Annotated in this window: 15 protein-coding genes; 7 read left to right on the top strand and 8 right to left on the bottom strand. The window is 68.9% G+C overall.

All coding sequences use genetic code 11. The features are described 5' to 3' along the window. Window positions 1-194: 194 nt before the first annotated feature. Entirely contained in the window at window positions 195-896 is a 702-nt protein-coding gene (locus tag ABS642_RS20710; protein WP_282216422.1) for a metal-dependent transcriptional regulator, read from the bottom strand. A gap of 101 nt (window positions 897-997) precedes the next feature. Between ABS642_RS20710 and serC the strand changes: the two genes are divergently transcribed. Continuing rightward, the gene (gene serC, locus ABS642_RS20705) at window positions 998-2,110 is read left to right on the top strand and encodes a phosphoserine transaminase (protein ID WP_350351573.1); all 1,113 of its coding nucleotides are present in this window, start codon (window positions 998-1,000) and stop codon (window positions 2,108-2,110) included. A gap of 9 nt (window positions 2,111-2,119) precedes the next feature. Here serC and ABS642_RS20700 read toward each other — a convergent pair whose 3' ends face one another. After that, window positions 2,120-2,830 carry a DUF3027 domain-containing protein gene (locus ABS642_RS20700; RefSeq protein WP_350351572.1) on the bottom strand — a complete coding sequence of 237 codons (711 nt, stop codon included), beginning with the start codon at window positions 2,828-2,830 and terminating at the stop codon, window positions 2,120-2,122. Then, window positions 2,814-3,194: a cold shock domain-containing protein gene (locus tag ABS642_RS20695; protein ID WP_116635891.1), complete on the bottom strand. Its 381-nt coding sequence runs from the start codon at window positions 3,192-3,194 to the stop codon at window positions 2,814-2,816. The genes ABS642_RS20700 and ABS642_RS20695 overlap by 17 nt, the downstream gene beginning before the upstream one ends. 119 nt (window positions 3,195-3,313) lie before the next feature. Between ABS642_RS20695 and ABS642_RS20690 the strand changes: the two genes are divergently transcribed. The 3 genes from ABS642_RS20690 to ABS642_RS20680 are packed head-to-tail and all read left to right on the top strand — an operon-like array spanning window position 3,314 to window position 6,986. Next, window positions 3,314-3,589 carry a multidrug ABC transporter ATPase gene (locus ABS642_RS20690; protein WP_282216419.1) on the top strand — a complete coding sequence of 92 codons (276 nt, stop codon included), beginning with the start codon at window positions 3,314-3,316 and terminating at the stop codon, window positions 3,587-3,589. A 10-nt stretch (window positions 3,590-3,599) separates the two neighbouring features. Further along, a complete protein-coding gene (locus ABS642_RS20685) occupies window positions 3,600-5,309 on the top strand; it encodes a helicase-associated domain-containing protein (RefSeq protein ID WP_350351571.1) in 1,710 nt (569 codons plus the stop codon). Between the two features lie 36 nt (window positions 5,310-5,345). Next, on the top strand, window positions 5,346-6,986 hold the full coding sequence (locus ABS642_RS20680; protein WP_282216417.1) for a DNA repair helicase XPB: 1,641 nt from the start codon (window positions 5,346-5,348) through the stop codon (window positions 6,984-6,986). 24 nt (window positions 6,987-7,010) lie between these two features. Here ABS642_RS20680 and ABS642_RS20675 read toward each other — a convergent pair whose 3' ends face one another. Further along, window positions 7,011-8,042 carry a type II CAAX endopeptidase family protein gene (locus ABS642_RS20675; RefSeq protein WP_350351570.1) on the bottom strand — a complete coding sequence of 344 codons (1,032 nt, stop codon included), beginning with the start codon at window positions 8,040-8,042 and terminating at the stop codon, window positions 7,011-7,013. A gap of 132 nt (window positions 8,043-8,174) precedes the next feature. On the opposite strand from ABS642_RS20675, the gene ABS642_RS20670 reads away from it, so the two are divergent. The 3 genes from ABS642_RS20670 (at window position 8,175) to ABS642_RS20660 (ending at window position 11,026) form a co-directional block, all read left to right on the top strand. Then, complete coding sequence (locus ABS642_RS20670; RefSeq protein ID WP_116635886.1) at window positions 8,175-8,867, top strand: response regulator transcription factor; 693 nt, start codon at window positions 8,175-8,177, stop codon at window positions 8,865-8,867. Window positions 8,868-8,925: 58 nt separating this feature from the next. Continuing rightward, the gene (locus ABS642_RS20665) at window positions 8,926-10,617 is read left to right on the top strand and encodes a HAMP domain-containing sensor histidine kinase (protein WP_282216415.1); all 1,692 of its coding nucleotides are present in this window, start codon (window positions 8,926-8,928) and stop codon (window positions 10,615-10,617) included. 121 nt (window positions 10,618-10,738) lie between these two features. Next, complete coding sequence (locus ABS642_RS20660; RefSeq protein ID WP_282216414.1) at window positions 10,739-11,026, top strand: WXG100 family type VII secretion target; 288 nt, start codon at window positions 10,739-10,741, stop codon at window positions 11,024-11,026. A gap of 77 nt (window positions 11,027-11,103) precedes the next feature. Here the strand turns inward: ABS642_RS20660 and groL are convergent, their stop codons facing one another. From groL to ABS642_RS20640, 4 genes are all read right to left on the bottom strand, one after another. Then, a complete protein-coding gene (gene groL, locus ABS642_RS20655; protein WP_282216413.1) occupies window positions 11,104-12,723 on the bottom strand; it encodes a chaperonin GroEL in 1,620 nt (539 codons plus the stop codon). A gap of 123 nt (window positions 12,724-12,846) precedes the next feature. Further along, entirely contained in the window at window positions 12,847-13,425 is a 579-nt protein-coding gene (locus tag ABS642_RS20650) for a LytR C-terminal domain-containing protein (protein WP_350351569.1), read from the bottom strand. Between the two features lie 71 nt (window positions 13,426-13,496). Then, window positions 13,497-13,754, bottom strand: a complete 258-nt coding sequence (locus ABS642_RS20645; RefSeq protein WP_282216411.1) for a DUF3263 domain-containing protein — start codon at window positions 13,752-13,754, stop codon at window positions 13,497-13,499. Window positions 13,755-13,763: 9 nt separating this feature from the next. Continuing rightward, entirely contained in the window at window positions 13,764-14,756 is a 993-nt protein-coding gene (locus ABS642_RS20640) for a DUF2332 domain-containing protein (protein WP_350351568.1), read from the bottom strand. Window positions 14,757-14,815: the final 59 nt, after the last annotated feature.

Here is a 14,815-nt window from a genome sequence, read left to right as displayed (position 1 = left end):
GTTCTCGTGGCACGAATGTAGCTCGGGTACTTTGTGCGTTCCTGCCGTGAAGACGACGAGCCTGGAAGGCGATCTTCGCGGGTCATCGCCAGCGGGCTTCTTCGCTGACGACTTGACCGAGGTTACCGGAAGATAACGATCATGTCACCCCGGGAACCTGGCAATCGACGCAGAGCCCCGGTTTTCCGCGTGGATCAGGCCGGCTCGCCGACCAGGAAGATGTGGGAGGCGAGCTCGACGGGCAGTTCCAGCCCGTCTTCCTTGCCGTCCATCTGGATCAGGACGTAGCCCTCGCTGAAGCGGAAGTCGCCGTGCGCGCCGGGCATGACACCGGCGTCGCGCAGCTGCTCCAGCAGCTCCGGATCGACCTGGGCGGGTTCGGCCAGACGCCGGACCGTCCCCTCGATGGGCTCGCCCGCCGCGTTCAGCTTCTGGACGAGGCCGATGACGCCCTCGTCGAAGGTGCGCGCCGGCAGGTCGCCGAGCTGGTCGAGGCCCGGGATCGGGTTCCCGTAAGGCGACTCGGTGGGGTGACCCAGGAGTTCGACGAGACGACGCTCCACCTGCTCGCTCATCACGTGCTCCCAGCGGCAGGCCTCTTCGTGCACGAACGCCCAGTCGAGCCCGATGACATCGGAGAGCAGGCGCTCGGCCAGACGGTGCTTGCGCATGACGTCGACCGCCTTGCGGCGCCCCGCGTCGGTGAGCTCGAGCGTGCGGTCTTCGGAGACGACGACCAGCCCATCGCGCTCCATGCGACCGACGGTCTGCGAGACCGTGGGGCCGGAGTGACCGAGGCGCTCGGAGATCCGCGCGCGCAGGGGCACGATGTTCTCCTCCTCGAGCTCGAGGATGGTGCGGAGATACATCTCCGTGGTGTCGATCAGATCGGTCATGTGCAGGCCCTCCGAGATTCTTAGGCAAGCCTACATTCCCGCACGGACATCGGATCCGCCCCCGGCGGGGAACGACACCGCGCGCCCCCTAGAATCGACCCATGGCGATCGAGATTCCCGGTGACCTCCTGCCCGCTGACGGTCGTTTCGGCTGCGGTCCCTCGAAGGTGCGCCCCGCGCAGCTCGAGGCGCTGCTCTCATCCGGCGCGACGATCCTCGGGACCTCGCACCGTCAGGCCCCGGTGAAGAACCTGGTCGGCAGCGTGCGCGAGCAGCTCGCCGCCCTGTTCCGCGTGCCGGAAGGGTACGAGATCCTCGTCGGCAACGGCGGCTCCACCGCGTTCTGGGATGCGGCCGCGTTCGGCCTCATCGAACGCCGCAGCCAGAATCTCGTCTTCGGCGAGTTCGGCGGCAAGTTCGCCGCGGCCGCAGGTGCCCCGTGGCTCGACGCCCCTGATGTGCGCAAGGCCGAGCCGGGATCGCGGGCCAGCGCCGAGATCGTCGACGGCGTCGACGTGTACGCCTGGCCGCACAACGAGACCTCGACCGGTGTCGCCGCTCCCGTGGAGCGCGTCCGTGCGGAGGGCGCCCTCACCGTCATCGATGCGACCAGCGCCGCGGGAGGCATCGACTTCGACGTCACTCAGGCCGACGTGTACTACTTCGCCCCGCAGAAGAACCTCGGGTCGGACGGCGGGCTGTGGTTCGCCGCGGTCTCCCCCGCCGCGATCGAGCGGATCGAGCGGATCGCGGCCTCCGGCCGCTACATCCCCGAGTTCCTCAGCCTGAAGAACGCGGTCGACAACTCGCGCCTGAACCAGACGCTCAACACCCCGGCTCTCACGACGCTCCACCTGCTGGACAGCCAGCTCAGCTGGATCCTCGGCAACGGCGGACTCGCGTGGGCCGCTGGCCGCACCTCCGAGTCGTCCTCGGCGCTGTACGACTGGGCAGAGGCGTCCGCGGTCGCGACGCCCTTCGTCGCGGATGCCGCGCACCGCTCGCCGGTGGTCGTCACGATCGACTTCGACGAGAGCATCGACGCGGCAGCGATCGCGAAGACGCTCCGAGCCAACGGCATCGTCGACACCGAGCCGTACCGCAAGCTCGGTCGCAACCAGCTGCGCGTGGCGACCTTCGTCTCGATCGAGCCGGACGACGTCCGCCAGCTGATCCGCTCGCTCGACTACGTGCTGGAGAAGCTGGGCGCCTGAGCGCCTGAGTCACTCCTCGTCGTCGGCGTCCTCGTCGTCGGAGTCGTCGTCGTCGGAGTCGTCGTCGTCGGAGTCGTCGTCATCCGAGTCGTCTTCCTCGTCGGAATCGTCCTCGTCGGAGTCGTCTTCGTCGGAGTCGTCTTCGGCGTCGTCCTCATCGTCGTCGAAGCCGTCGTCCGTCAGGTCCTCGTCGGACACGCTCGGGTCGAGCTCATCGATGTCGACGCCGTCGACGTCGCCGGCATGTAGAACGGTGGCCGGAGCGTCGTCGTCCTCATCGTCGTCGAGGTCGTCGTCCTCATCGAGGTCTTCGGCATCGTCATCGTCGATGTCATCGATGTCTTCCTCGACGACCTCGCCGGCCTCGGCCGCTTCGGCGGCCGCCTGCTCGGCGAGTTCGACCTGGTGCGCCCGGTAGTCCGCGAGACGCTCGGCCCACGGCACCCACTCCGGTGCGAGGAGGGCGCCGTCGCCGGGGAGGAGCTCGACCTCGAGCACGGTCGGGTCCTCGTCCTCGACACGTGCGACTGTCACGGTCCAGTACCAGCCGGGATAGCCGGGCAGCCGGTTCTCGAAGCGCAACGACACCGAGCCGTCATCTTCGAGGAGGTAGCCGGCAGCCGGGCCGATCGAGGTCGCGGGAGTGATCTCGCGGAGGGCATCCAGCGCGAGATCGTGGGCGTCGAGGAGACGCGCGTCGGCGTCAGGCTTCGAGGTCATCAGCGACCTTGCGCAGGACGGCCGCGATCTTGCGGCCGTGTCCGGAAGACGGATAGCGTCCGCGACGCAGGTCTCCGCCGATGGTGTCGAGGAGCTTCACGAGGTCCTCGACGATGATCGCCATGTCGTCGGCCGGGATCCGCTTGGCCTTCGACAGGCTCGGCGGCGCCTCGAGCACGCGTACCGAGAGCGCCTGGAGACCGCGCTTGCCGTCGGCCACTCCGAACTCCACGCGCGCTCCCGCCTTCACCGCGGTGCCCGTGGGCATCGCCGAGGCGTGCAGGAAGACGTCCTGGCCGTCATCGCTGGCGATGAAGCCGAAACCCTTGTCTTCGTCGTAGAACCTGACCTTGCCGGTGGGCATGGGAGAACCTCGCTGAAATCGGTATGCAGAAGAGTGCACACGCTGATGCGCGCACCCTCCCAGCCTACCGGTCGTCGGACCGGCGGAATCGAAGCCCCGGTACGAGTAGGGTGAGACGGATGAGCACGCAGAATTCGGAACCGGAGATTCCCGTCCGCCGGGTGGATCGCCTCCTCGCGTTCTCCGCGCTCGGAATCGCCGCGGCATCCGTGATCTGCTTCTTCGCGATCATCATCGGCACCGCGGTCGGCATGGATCAATCCGCTTTCGGCGAAGGACTGTGGCCGCTGATCGCCGCGATCCCGTTCTGGGGCCTGCCGATCGCCTTCGTGATGATCATCGCGCTGCTCGTGATGAGCTTCATCCGAAAGGGTCGCGCAGCGTCGCGTTCCTGAGGCAGCGCCCATGAGCACTCACGCACGACCGCTGGCGGATTGGCTGGCCGCGTCGAGCGATGATGCGCTGCAGCACCTGCTTTCATCCCGTGGGGTGCGGCCGGATGTCGCGTGGCAGGACTTCTTCGACGCCGCCGAGGCCCTGCTCGATCCGTCGGCGCTCACGAAGCTCCTCCCCTCCCTCACCGCTGCCGAGGCGGCGGCACTGCTCCGAGCGGCCGACGGCGGGGATCCCGGCGGCGAGCGCGAGACGCTCACGGCGCTCGCTCTGCTGCGCCCGGACGGCACCCCCTACGCACCGCTCGTGCCCGTGCTCGCCGGACGCTCCGTCACCGAGGTCGGCGACGCCGCTGCTCCCGGCCCCGCGGCGGAGACCGCGTCAGCACACGCTGCGGAACGCGCGTTCACCACGGTGGCGGTGCTCGCCGACGTGCTGCTCGTCGCCCGCGAAGCACCGTTCGCCCTGCTCGCCGGCGGCAGCATCAGCGCCGGCGAGAAGCGCCAGCTCGCGGATTCGGGGATCTCGGCCGACATCGTCGACACCCTGCTCGCGATCGCGATCGACGCCGGACTCGCCGTCGCCGCCAACCGCCGCCTGCGCACCACCGCATCCGCGGAGACCTGGCTGATCTCCTCCGTCGCGGATCGCTGGACGGTCCTGGTGACGAGCTTCCGCGCGTCGCTGCCGCGCGGCGTCCGATCCGCGGACGGCGGGTGGATTCCGCCCGAGTCCTGGCCGTTCGCGCATCCGTGGGACCCGTCCTGGCCGGAACGCTCCCGCATGCTGCGCGAGGGGGCACGCCTCCTGGGCCTGATCGCGGAGGACGGCACCGAACCGGAGTGGGCCGCGTCGGTGCGCCGCGGCGAGGACGCCGACCCGGACGCGCTCGTCCGGCTGCTGCCCGCCGAGGTCGACCGCATCTTCCTGCAGAACGATCTCACCGCGATCGCGCCGGGCCCGCTCGAACCGGCACTGGACGTGCGCCTTCGGGGCATCGCCGCTCGCGAGTCGGCCGCGCAGGCGTCGTCGTACCGGTTCACCGCGGAATCGATGGCGCACGCCTTCGTCGTCGGCGAGACCGAGGAGTCGATCCTCGAGTTCCTCGGCGGGATCTCTCTCACCGGGATCCCGCAGCCGCTGAGCTATCTGGTCGCCCAGACCGCGCAGCGACACGGCCTGGTGCGTGTCTCCACCGACGACGAGACCGGTCGCACGCGGATCGAGAGCACCGACCTCCACCTCATCCAGGCCATGGCCGTCGACCAGTCCCTGCGGCCCCTCGCGCTCGCGAAGCATGCCGAATCGCTCACCACCCGGGTCAGCCGGGAGACGGTCTACTGGGCACTCACGGACGCACGCTACCCGGCGACGTTGGTCGGAGCGGACGGCGCCATCCCGGTGCGGGAACGGCATCCCGCCCCGCCGGTCACCGCCCCCGACGTCGACGCCCCCGACCTCAGCGCACTGATCGCCCGCCTGCGCGACCACCAGGGCCCGGATGCCGACGCGGCATGGCTCGATCGGGAGCTGGAGGCCGCGGTCCGCGCCAAGGCCGTGCTCCAGGTCACCGTGGGCATGCCGGACGGATCGACGCGTGAGCTCCTGCTCGAGGCGACCGGGATCGGCGGTGGTCGCCTCCGCGGGCGCGATCGTGCGGCCGACGTCGAGCGCACCCTGCCCGTCTCGAGCATCCTGGCCGCATCGGTCGTCGCGCAGTAGGCCCCGAGCCTCCAGCGCCCGGTAAACTGGACAGCTATGTCTGATGGCCCCCTGATCGTCCAGAGCGATCGCACCGTGCTGCTCGAAGTCGCCCATGCCGACGCGGAGAGCGCCCGCCACGAACTCGCGATCTTCGCGGAGCTGGAGCGCGCCCCCGAGCACATCCACACGTATCGGATCACGCGGCTCGGGCTGTGGAACGCGCGCGCCGCCGGCCACACCGCCGAGGACATGCTCGAGACGCTGGACCGCTGGTCGCGTTTCCCGGTCCCGCCGTCCGTCGCGGTCGATCTGCGCGAGACCGTCAACCGCTACGGGCGACTCGTGATCGAACGAGACGACGAGGGGACGCTCATCCTGCGCTCCTCCGATCCCGCAGTGCTGACCCAGGTCGCGAACAACAAGCGCATCCAGCCGCTGCTGATCGGGCATCCGAACCCCGAGACGTTCGTCGTCGACGCCTGGGCGCGCGGGCAGATCAAGCAGGAGCTCCTGAAGATCGGCTGGCCGGCCGAGGACCTCGCCGGCTACACCCCCGGCACCCCACACGAGATCGACCTCGCCGAGGACGGCTGGCACATCCGTCCGTACCAGCAGGATGCCGTCGACGCGTTCTCGAAGGACGGTTCGGGCGTCGTGGTGCTCCCCTGCGGCGCGGGCAAGACGATCGTGGGCGCCGGTGCCATGGCCGCCACCAAGACGACCACGCTGATCCTGGTGACGAACACCGTCTCGGCCCGGCAGTGGCGCGACGAGCTGCTCAAGCGCACGAGCCTGACCGCCGAGGAGATCGGCGAGTACTCCGGCCAGGCCAAAGAGGTCAAGCCGGTCACGATCGCCACCTACCAGATCCTCACGGCCAAGCGGAAGGGCGAGTACGCGCATCTCGCGCTCCTCGATGCTCTCGACTGGGGCCTCATCGTCTACGACGAGGTCCACCTCCTCCCCGCCCCTGTCTTCAAGCTCACCGCGGACCTGCAGGCTCGGCGACGGATCGGACTCACCGCGACCCTCGTCCGTGAGGACGGGCGCGAGGGCGACGTGTTCAGCCTGATCGGCCCCAAGCGGTTCGATGCTCCCTGGAAGCAGATCGAGGCCCAGGGCTTCATCTCCCCCGCGGCCTGCTACGAGGTGCGCGTCGACCTTCCGCCGAGCGACCGGCTCGAGTACGCCGCGGCGACGGACGACGAGCGGTATCGGCTCGCGGCATCCGCTCCGGCCAAGGTCCAGGCCGTCCGCGAGCTGATCGCCAAGCACCCGGGCGAGCGCATCCTCGTGATCGGTCAGTACCTCGACCAGCTCGAGTCGCTGTCCGAAGCGCTGGACGCGCCGCAGATCACGGGGGCGACGCCGGTGGATGAGCGCGAAGAGCTCTACCGCGCCTTCCGCGAGGGCGACATCTCGCTGCTCGTGGTGTCGAAGGTGGCGAACTTCTCGATCGACCTGCCGGAGGCATCCGTCGCCATCCAGGTCTCCGGATCGTTCGGCTCCCGCCAGGAGGAGGCCCAGCGTCTCGGCCGTCTGCTGCGTCCGAAGCAGTCGGGGCACACGGCGAGCTTCTACACGCTCGTCGCCCGCGACACGATCGACCAGGACTACGCACAGAACCGCCAGCGGTTCCTCGCCGAGCAGGGCTACAGCTACACGATCATGGACGCGGACGCGATCGCGGCCTGATGCCGTCCACCCGCGCCTTGCGATTCAGCCGTAGAACACGGCGTCCAGGCGATGGGTCCCGTTCGCGCCGCCTGATGCCGCGACCGCCGCAGGCGCTGTGCGCACCACGCCGAGCCGGCGCGCCCACCGGTCGGCGAGCAGCGCGTAGACGACCATCGCCGCCGTGGAGCCCAGCAGGTCGATCGGCGTGCCGGACGTGGCGTTCGCGTCGACCATCCCCACGGATCCGAACAGGAAGATGAGCACGTTGTTGACGATGTGCAGCGAGATGGCGGCCTCGAGGCCGCCCGTCCGCCAGCACAGCCAGGCGGCGACGATCGCGAACACCCCGACGCTCGCGGCACCCCAGACGTCGTATCCATGGCCCAGCACGAAGAGCGGGACCGGCAGCAGGATCGCGAAGGCCGGATGCCGCAGCCAACCGCCGACGAGCTGCATCAGGTAGCCGCGAAAGACATACTCCTCGGCGGCTGCTTGGAAGGGGATCAGAAGCAGCACGAGCAGCACCATGATCCACAGGTTCGGATGCGCGAAGTCCGGGGCGATGTCCGAGCCGGTCGCCGCCGAGATCCCCAGGGAGACAGCGAAGTAGACCGCGAAGACGGCCAGCGCGAGCAGCAGACTCTTCCCGAGCCAGCCGAGACGCAGCCGGCCGGCGACCGACGACAGCAGCCCGACACCGCGCCCCTCGACGATGCGCGAGGCCAGCAGCAGCGGCGGGATCATGAGGATCAACGGCAGCACGAGGGCGACGAGGAGCCAGGGACGGTCGAGGTCGAAGTACTCCATCGTCACCAGGAGCGTCTGCAGCTCGATGCCCCATTCCGGCACCAGCACCGAGGCGACGCCCACCGGCACCATCACGATCAGCAGCAGCGCCACGTAGAACACGACGGCGAGGAGCCCGGTGAGCAGCATCCGCCACCAGCGGTACCGCGGACGCAGACGCGCGAGACGGTGGAAGGCGATCTGCGCGGCCGGTGCAGGGGCCGGCGCGGCGGCGACGGATGCGGTCATGGATGCGGGGGCGGCGATGTCGTCCTCGGTCGAGCTCATGCATCGATCCTTCCGGGTGCGCCTGTGGATCGCATCCGCCCACGGGAGGATTTCACCGCTCCACGACGGCGACACCGCGCCGTTCCGGACAATAGTCAGCATCCGCATTGCCGAAGTCACCATAATGGGGACATGACTGATGCGCGCATCCTGGTCGTCGATGACGAGCCCAACATCCGCGACCTGCTCTCCACGGGTCTCAGCTTCGCCGGATTCCAGGTGAAGACGGTGGCCAACGGTGCCGCCACGATCTCGGCCGTCCTCGAGGAGGAGCCCGACCTCATCATCCTCGACGTCATGCTCCCTGACATGAACGGCTTCAGCGTGACCAAGCGGCTCCGCGGCGCCGGATTCACGGCTCCGATCCTCTTCCTCACGGCGAAGGACGGCACCGAGGACAAGATCGAGGGGCTCAACGCAGGTGGCGACGACTATGTCACCAAGCCGTTCAGCCTCGACGAGATCGTCGCGCGGGCGCAGGCGATCCTGCGCCGCACCATGCAGGCCGACGAGGAGTCGATCATCCGTGCCGGCGAGCTGTCGATGGACCAGGACACGCACGATGTCCACGTCGGCAAGGAGGCGATCGAGCTCAGCCCCACCGAGTTCAAGCTGCTGCGCTACCTGATGCTCAACCCGAACCGGGTGCTGTCGAAGGCCCAGATCCTCGATCACGTCTGGGAGTACGACTTCAACGGCGACGCGGGCATCGTGGAGAGCTACATCTCGTACCTCCGCCGCAAGATCGACCCGCACACCGAGGAGTCGCTGATCCAGACCAAGCGCGGCTTCGGCTACATGCTCAAGGTCGGCAAGACGGTCTGACGACTGCACGAACTTCGACGCCGTTCTTCGGCGCAGACGCCGCACACGGGAGGACCGCATGGCGCACAAGCCCGATGCGGTCACCGGCTGGTGGCGGCGGACCAGCCTGAGGGCGAAGGTCACCGGCGTCACGGTCGCAGTGCTCGCCCTCGGTCTGCTCGTCGCGGGAATCGGCACGGTCCCGATCCTGCGCACCGCACTCATCGCGAACATCGATGCGCAACTGCCCGCTCTGGTCGCCAGCGACCTCGCCGATCGTTATTTCGAGTCCACCGCCGTCGAAGGCGGCACCGTCTACACCCCTCGCGATCAGCAGCCGCGTGACTTCGCCTTCGCGATCTACGATGTGGGCGGCGTCCTCCAGGCATCGACCGAGGGATCAGCCTCCGGAGGGCCGGTGTTCCCGGAGAGCTATCCGCTCGCGAAGGCGCAGTCGGAGGCGGACACGACCTTCGATCTTCCTGGTGCGGATGCGTCCGTGTACCGGGCTGCCGTCGCCACCGTGCCCGGCGACGGCGGTGAACTGCGCATCCAGGTCGTCGCCATGCCTCTGGCCGAGGTGGATCGCATCCTCAGCCAGTACTTCGGCATCTACATCACGATCGCGCTGATCACGATCCTCATCGCCGCCCTCCTCACCCGCGGCCTCGTCACGCTCACGTTCCGCCGACTCGGGCAGGTCGAGGCCACAGCCATGTCGATCGCCGCCGGAGACTTCCGGCAGCGTCTCACCGATCTCGAGCCGACCACCGAGGTGGGCCGCCTGAACAGCGCGATCAACACCATGCTGGATCGCGTCGACGGTTCTCTCGCTCAACGCGACCGCACGGTCCAGCACATGCGCCGGTTCATCGGGGATGCCAGCCACGAGCTGCGCACTCCTCTCGTGAGCGTGCGCGGTTACGCGGAGCTCTATCGGATGGGCGCCATCCAGGGCGAAGAGGACACGGCGCGCGCCATGGAGCGCATCGAGAAGGAGGCGATCCGGATGGGCGTCCTCGTGGAGGATCTCCTCGCACTCGCCCGCCTCGACGAGGAACGCGAACCCGAGATCGAACCCCTCGACCTGCGCCCCATCGCCCGCGACGCGGCACTCGATCTGCGGGCCGCCGCGCCCGGTCGCACGGTGACGGTCATCGACCGCACCGTGGAGGTGACGGACACCGCGACCGTGCGGATCGCCCCCGTGCCCGCCCCGGCCGCGGCTCCGCACACGCCGCGCGGCCTCTCCCGTGGCACGCTGGCTCGCCTGCGTCGTCGCCCGCGACAGCCGGAGCAGCTACCCGCGATCGACTTCACGGAGGTTGCGGACACCCCCGTGCGCACGCCGCCCATCGTCCTCGGCGAGGAGAACAAGGTGCGGCAGGTCGTCACCAACCTCCTCGGCAACGCCCGCCGGTTCTCCCCCGAAGACGGACCCATCGAGATCGTCGTCGACTCCGACCGGGTGCGCGGCACCGGGAGCATCGCGGTCGTCGATCACGGCGAGGGCATTCCCCCGCAGATCCGCGAGCAGATCTTCGAGCGTTTCTGGCGCGCCGACACCTCCCGCGCCAGGGAGACCGGCGGCTCCGGACTGGGGCTCGCGATCGTCGCCTCCATCGTGAAGGCTCTGCACGGCTCGGTCGCCGTGTCGGAGACCCCTGGCGGCGGAGCCACGTTCACCGTCACGCTGCCCCTGGCGCCCTCCCGCGCGACGCCCGCGCATCTGCTCGAGGATACCCAGCCCCTCGACCGCCTGGAGCTGTGAGAGCCCTGCACCTCCCCCGCTCGTGAGCGGTTGTGCACAGCCGTCGGCGGATGTCGCGATCGGGCGGGATGCCGCTTGACGCGCGCGCCTAGCGTCGGAACCCCAACGAGAAGGAGTTCCCATGTCTGTCTTCACCGTCGACACCGACGCCGTCGAGTCCGCGCACGCCACCACCCGAGGCACGATCGAGCGACTTCGAAGCGAGTCGACCACCCTCATGGCGCAGCTGCAGCAGCTGCAGTCGTCGTGGATGGGCGATGCCTCGAACGCGTTCCAGATCTGTGCCGAACAGTGGCAGGGCGCGCAGCTGCACGTGGAGCAGGTGCTCGATTCGATCGGCACCTCCCTCGGTTCGGCCGCCGCGCAGTACTCGGATGCCGACCGGTACTCGGCGAGCCTGTTCCGCTGAGGCACGCCCTCACCAGAGGAGCGAGAACGCAGAAACGCCCCGACCGAAGTCGGGACGTTTCTGCGTTCAGCGGTGGATCAGAAGTCCATGCCACCCGACGGGTCGCCCATCGGTGCCGAAGCCTTCTCGGGCTTGTCGGCGACGACGACCTCGGTCGTGAGGAAGAGTGCCGCGATCGAGGCTGCGTTCTGCAGAGCCGATCGGGTCACCTTCGCCGGGTCGATGATGCCGGCGGCGAACATGTCGACGTACTCACCGGTTGCCGCGTTCAGGCCCTGGCCCGAGGGGAGCTCGGAGACCTTGTTCGCGACGACGCCCGGCTCGAGACCGGCGTTCAGCGCGATCTGCTTCAGCGGGGCCTCGATCGCGACGCGCACGATGTTCGCACCGGTCGCCTCGTCGCCCGTGAGCGAGAGAGCGTCGAGAGCCTTCGTGCCCGACTGGATGAGCGCGACGCCACCACCGGGGACGATGCCCTCTTCCACGGCAGCCTTCGCGTTGCGGACGGCGTCCTCGATGCGGTGCTTGCGCTCCTTGAGCTCGACCTCGGTCGCCGCACCCGCCTTGATGACGGCGACGCCGCCGGCGAGCTTGGCGAGACGCTCCTGGAGCTTCTCGCGGTCGTAGTCGCTGTCGGTGTTCTCGATCTCGCGACGGATCTGCGTGACGCGACCCTCGATCTGGTCGGCCTCGCCGGCGCCCTCGACGATCGTGGTCTCGTCCTTCGTGACGATGACCTTGCGTGCGCGACCCAGCAGGTCGAGCGTGGCGTTCTCGAGCTTCAGGCCGACCTCTTCGGTGATGACCTGACCACCGGTGAGGATCGCGATGTCCTGCAGCTGCGCCTTGCGACGGTCGCCGAAGCCGGGAGCCTTGACGGCGACCGACTTGAAGATGCCCTTGAGCTTGTTGAGCACGAGAGTCGCGAGAGCCTCGCCCTCGACGTCCTCGGCGATGATGACGAGCTCCTTGCCGTCCTGGATCACCTTGTCGACGATGGGCAGAAGGTCCTTGATGTTGGAGATCTTCTGGTTCGCGATGAGGATGTACGCGTCTTCGAAGACGGCTTCCTGGCGGTCGGGGTCCGTGACGAAGTACGGGTTCAGGTAGCCCTTGTCGAAGCGCATGCCCTCGGTGAGCTCGAGCTCGGTGCCGAAGGTCTGCGACTCCTCGACGGTGACGACACCCTCCTTGCCGACCTTGTCGATCGCCTCGGCGATGAGCTCGCCGATCGCGGGGTCGGCAGCGGAGATGGAAGCGGTCGCAGCGATCTGCTCCTTGGAGTCGATCTCCTTGGCGCTGGCGAGCAGCTCCTCGGTGATGGCCGCGACGGCCTTCTCGATGCCGCGCTTCAGCGAGATCGGGTCAGCGCCGGCTGCGACGTTGCGCAGGCCTTCGCGGACGAGCGCCTGAGCCAGGACCGTGGCGGTCGTGGTGCCGTCGCCGGCGACGTCGTCGGTCTTCTTGGCGACCTCCTTGACGAGCTCCGCACCGATCTTCTCGTACGGGTCGTCGAGCTCGATCTCCTTGGCGATGGAGACACCGTCGTTCGTGATCGTGGGGGCGCCCCACTTCTTCTCGAGCACGACGTTGCGGCCACGCGGGCCGAGGGTCACCTTGACCGCGTCGGCGAGGATGTTCAGGCCGCGCTCGAGGCCGCGGCGGGCCTCCTCATCGAAAGCAATGATCTTTGCCATGAGTTTTTTCGTCCCTCCTGGACGTAGACGTTGGGTTTAGCACTCAGAGTGTGAGAGTGCTAACGCCATTCTGGCACTCGACACCACCGAGTGCAAGCCGCCCGAGCGGCGCGCATCCCGATGTCAGGACGCAGGAGTGTCCGCGGGAGTCTCGGGCACGGTCGTTGCCCGATCGAGACCGATGACGACCGTGATCTGCTTCGCGCCGGTGTCGTTCAACGCCGCATAGAAGTCGCTCTGCTGGACCTCGGCGCCGCCGATCACGCGCGCCAGACCGATCGCCGCGAGCTCGTCCTCGTCAGCGACGTAGTAGACCGTGGTGGTCTCGAAATCCTCGCTCGCGCTGTCGCTTGCGTAGACGCTGTCCGCGAGCCAGCCGCTGTTGATGAGCAGGTCGCGCATCTGGGTGTCGAGGCCCTCTTCGGGCGTCGCATTCAGGATCATCACCGAGATGGTGGTGTCGACGACTCCGGTCTCCTCGGGGGTGGGGACGGAGCTCGGCGCCGTCTCGGGGAACAGCGAGATGCGCCCCATGACGACCAGCGACCCGAAGATGCCGGCGATGATGAGCACCAGCGCGGCGACGAACGACCAGAGCAGTACGACCCAGCCGTTCATCCCGGGGGTCTCGGCGCGGTGCGCCCCTACGCGTCCGGAGGAGCGGGGGACGTCATCGAAGCGATCGCGGCTGGGCTTGGACACCCCTCGATGCTAGCGGCAGGTTCCTGTCAATCCGGTACGCGGCGCGGGCGGAGACCCGCCCCCCGGCAGGATCAGCCGACGAACCCCGGCATGCGCGCTGTGCGCCGGGCGGCCCTGGTGTCGCGGATCCTTCGCAGCCGACGCACCAGCATCGGGTCGTACTCGAGAGCGACGTCCGACTCGATCAGACGTCCGAGGAGCTGGTAGTAGCGCGCCGAGCTCATGCCGAGCTGGGCACGGATCACCTCTTCCTTCGCCCCGCCATGGCGCGGCCACGACGCCTCGAGGGCGAGGATCGCGCGATCGCGCTCCGTGAGGTCTCCGAGCATGGCTCCAGGTTAGGACGCATCCGCCGCGACAGCGGCGCGCCACTCCCACCAGCGCCCGAGCGGATCCGCGGCCGCGCGGACGCGACCGTCGAGCGCCACGACGAACCCGGGCCAGGCACCCGCATCGACGGGAGGTTCCCACACGTCGAGCAGACCGGGCGGATCGATGGTGATCCACCGCGCCTGCAGCCGGGAAATCCGTTCGACCAATGCGTTCCGCTCCGCTCGGGGGATGTGCACGAGGACGCCGGGCGTGGTGATGACGAGGGTCGCGTCGGCGGGGACCTCCGCCGCGAGCGCGTCGATCGACACCAGCGCATCTCCGGCCACGAGCCGCGGAGGATCGGATGCCGCGATGTCGAGCGCGGCGTCGATCCGCTCCTCTCGTCCGCTCTCCCCCGGCCAGACCAGCGCCCGCAGCCAGCTCCGATCCTTTTCATCCGCGGCATCCAGCGGCGCCAGGTCGATGCCGGCCCGCCACACGACCTCCGGCATCCGCAGCGGTGGCAGGACGCCGGTCACCCGACTCTCCAGGATCACGGCCGAGGGGCCGTCCTCGGGGTCGAGGGCCGCACGGAGCCGGTCGTCCTCGCCGACGAAGCGATAGGAGTAGCGGTCCGGATAGAGGCAGAGCCCCGCGGAGGCGCCGATCTCGAGCATCGCGACCGGCCCCTCGATCTCGGAGAGCACCGGCAGCAGCGCGGCGAGCCGCAGGGGCTCGTTGGTCTGGAGCTGTCGCGTCGAGCACTCGGCGACGACCTCGTCGGCGTGCCGCAGGACGAAGCGCCGCCACGCCGGGTAGCCGTCGAGCTCGGCGCCGAGCAGCCGCGTCACGGCGAACACCAGGGGCGGCTGCCGCCTGGTCTCCGGGATGCGCGCGAGGATCCGCTGCACCTCGCGGTCGTCCGCGACACCGGTCGCCCACTCCTCGTAGAGCGCGCTGCGACCGGGCGCCTCGTCCCGGGCGAAGCGCGCATAGCGCTGCTGGACAGCATCCGTCATCCGTCCATTCTGACTCGGCGCACCCGAGTCCCCGGCGCAGGAGGGAGAATGGAGGGGAC

The sequence above is a fragment of the Microbacterium sp. A8/3-1 genome, assembly GCF_040267695.1.
Classification (GTDB): Bacteria; Actinomycetota; Actinomycetes; order Actinomycetales; family Microbacteriaceae; genus Microbacterium; species Microbacterium luteolum.
This window is presented reverse-complemented; position numbering and strand designations above follow the sequence as displayed.

What these genes read in the sequence shown, in the direction of transcription:
- ABS642_RS20700 (WP_350351572.1), bottom strand. Translation starts at nt 2,830, where the DNA reads ATGACCTCGAAGCCTGACGCCGACGCGCGTCTCCTCGACGCCCACGAT.
- serC (WP_350351573.1), top strand. Translation starts at nt 998, where the DNA reads ATGGCGATCGAGATTCCCGGTGACCTCCTGCCCGCTGACGGTCGTTTC.
- ABS642_RS20670 (WP_116635886.1), top strand. Translation starts at nt 8,175, where the DNA reads ATGACTGATGCGCGCATCCTGGTCGTCGATGACGAGCCCAACATCCGC.
- ABS642_RS20660 (WP_282216414.1), top strand. Translation starts at nt 10,739, where the DNA reads ATGTCTGTCTTCACCGTCGACACCGACGCCGTCGAGTCCGCGCACGCC.
- ABS642_RS20675 (WP_350351570.1), bottom strand. Translation starts at nt 8,042, where the DNA reads ATGAGCTCGACCGAGGACGACATCGCCGCCCCCGCATCCATGACCGCA.
- ABS642_RS20710 (WP_282216422.1), bottom strand. Translation starts at nt 896, where the DNA reads ATGACCGATCTGATCGACACCACGGAGATGTATCTCCGCACCATCCTC.
- ABS642_RS20695 (WP_116635891.1), bottom strand. Translation starts at nt 3,194, where the DNA reads ATGCCCACCGGCAAGGTCAGGTTCTACGACGAAGACAAGGGTTTCGGC.
- ABS642_RS20690 (WP_282216419.1), top strand. Translation starts at nt 3,314, where the DNA reads ATGAGCACGCAGAATTCGGAACCGGAGATTCCCGTCCGCCGGGTGGAT.
- groL (WP_282216413.1), bottom strand. Translation starts at nt 12,723, where the DNA reads ATGGCAAAGATCATTGCTTTCGATGAGGAGGCCCGCCGCGGCCTCGAG.
- ABS642_RS20645 (WP_282216411.1), bottom strand. Translation starts at nt 13,754, where the DNA reads ATGCTCGGAGACCTCACGGAGCGCGATCGCGCGATCCTCGCCCTCGAG.
- ABS642_RS20665 (WP_282216415.1), top strand. Translation starts at nt 8,926, where the DNA reads ATGGCGCACAAGCCCGATGCGGTCACCGGCTGGTGGCGGCGGACCAGC.
- ABS642_RS20685 (WP_350351571.1), top strand. Translation starts at nt 3,600, where the DNA reads ATGAGCACTCACGCACGACCGCTGGCGGATTGGCTGGCCGCGTCGAGC.
- ABS642_RS20680 (WP_282216417.1), top strand. Translation starts at nt 5,346, where the DNA reads ATGTCTGATGGCCCCCTGATCGTCCAGAGCGATCGCACCGTGCTGCTC.
- ABS642_RS20640 (WP_350351568.1), bottom strand. Translation starts at nt 14,756, where the DNA reads ATGACGGATGCTGTCCAGCAGCGCTATGCGCGCTTCGCCCGGGACGAG.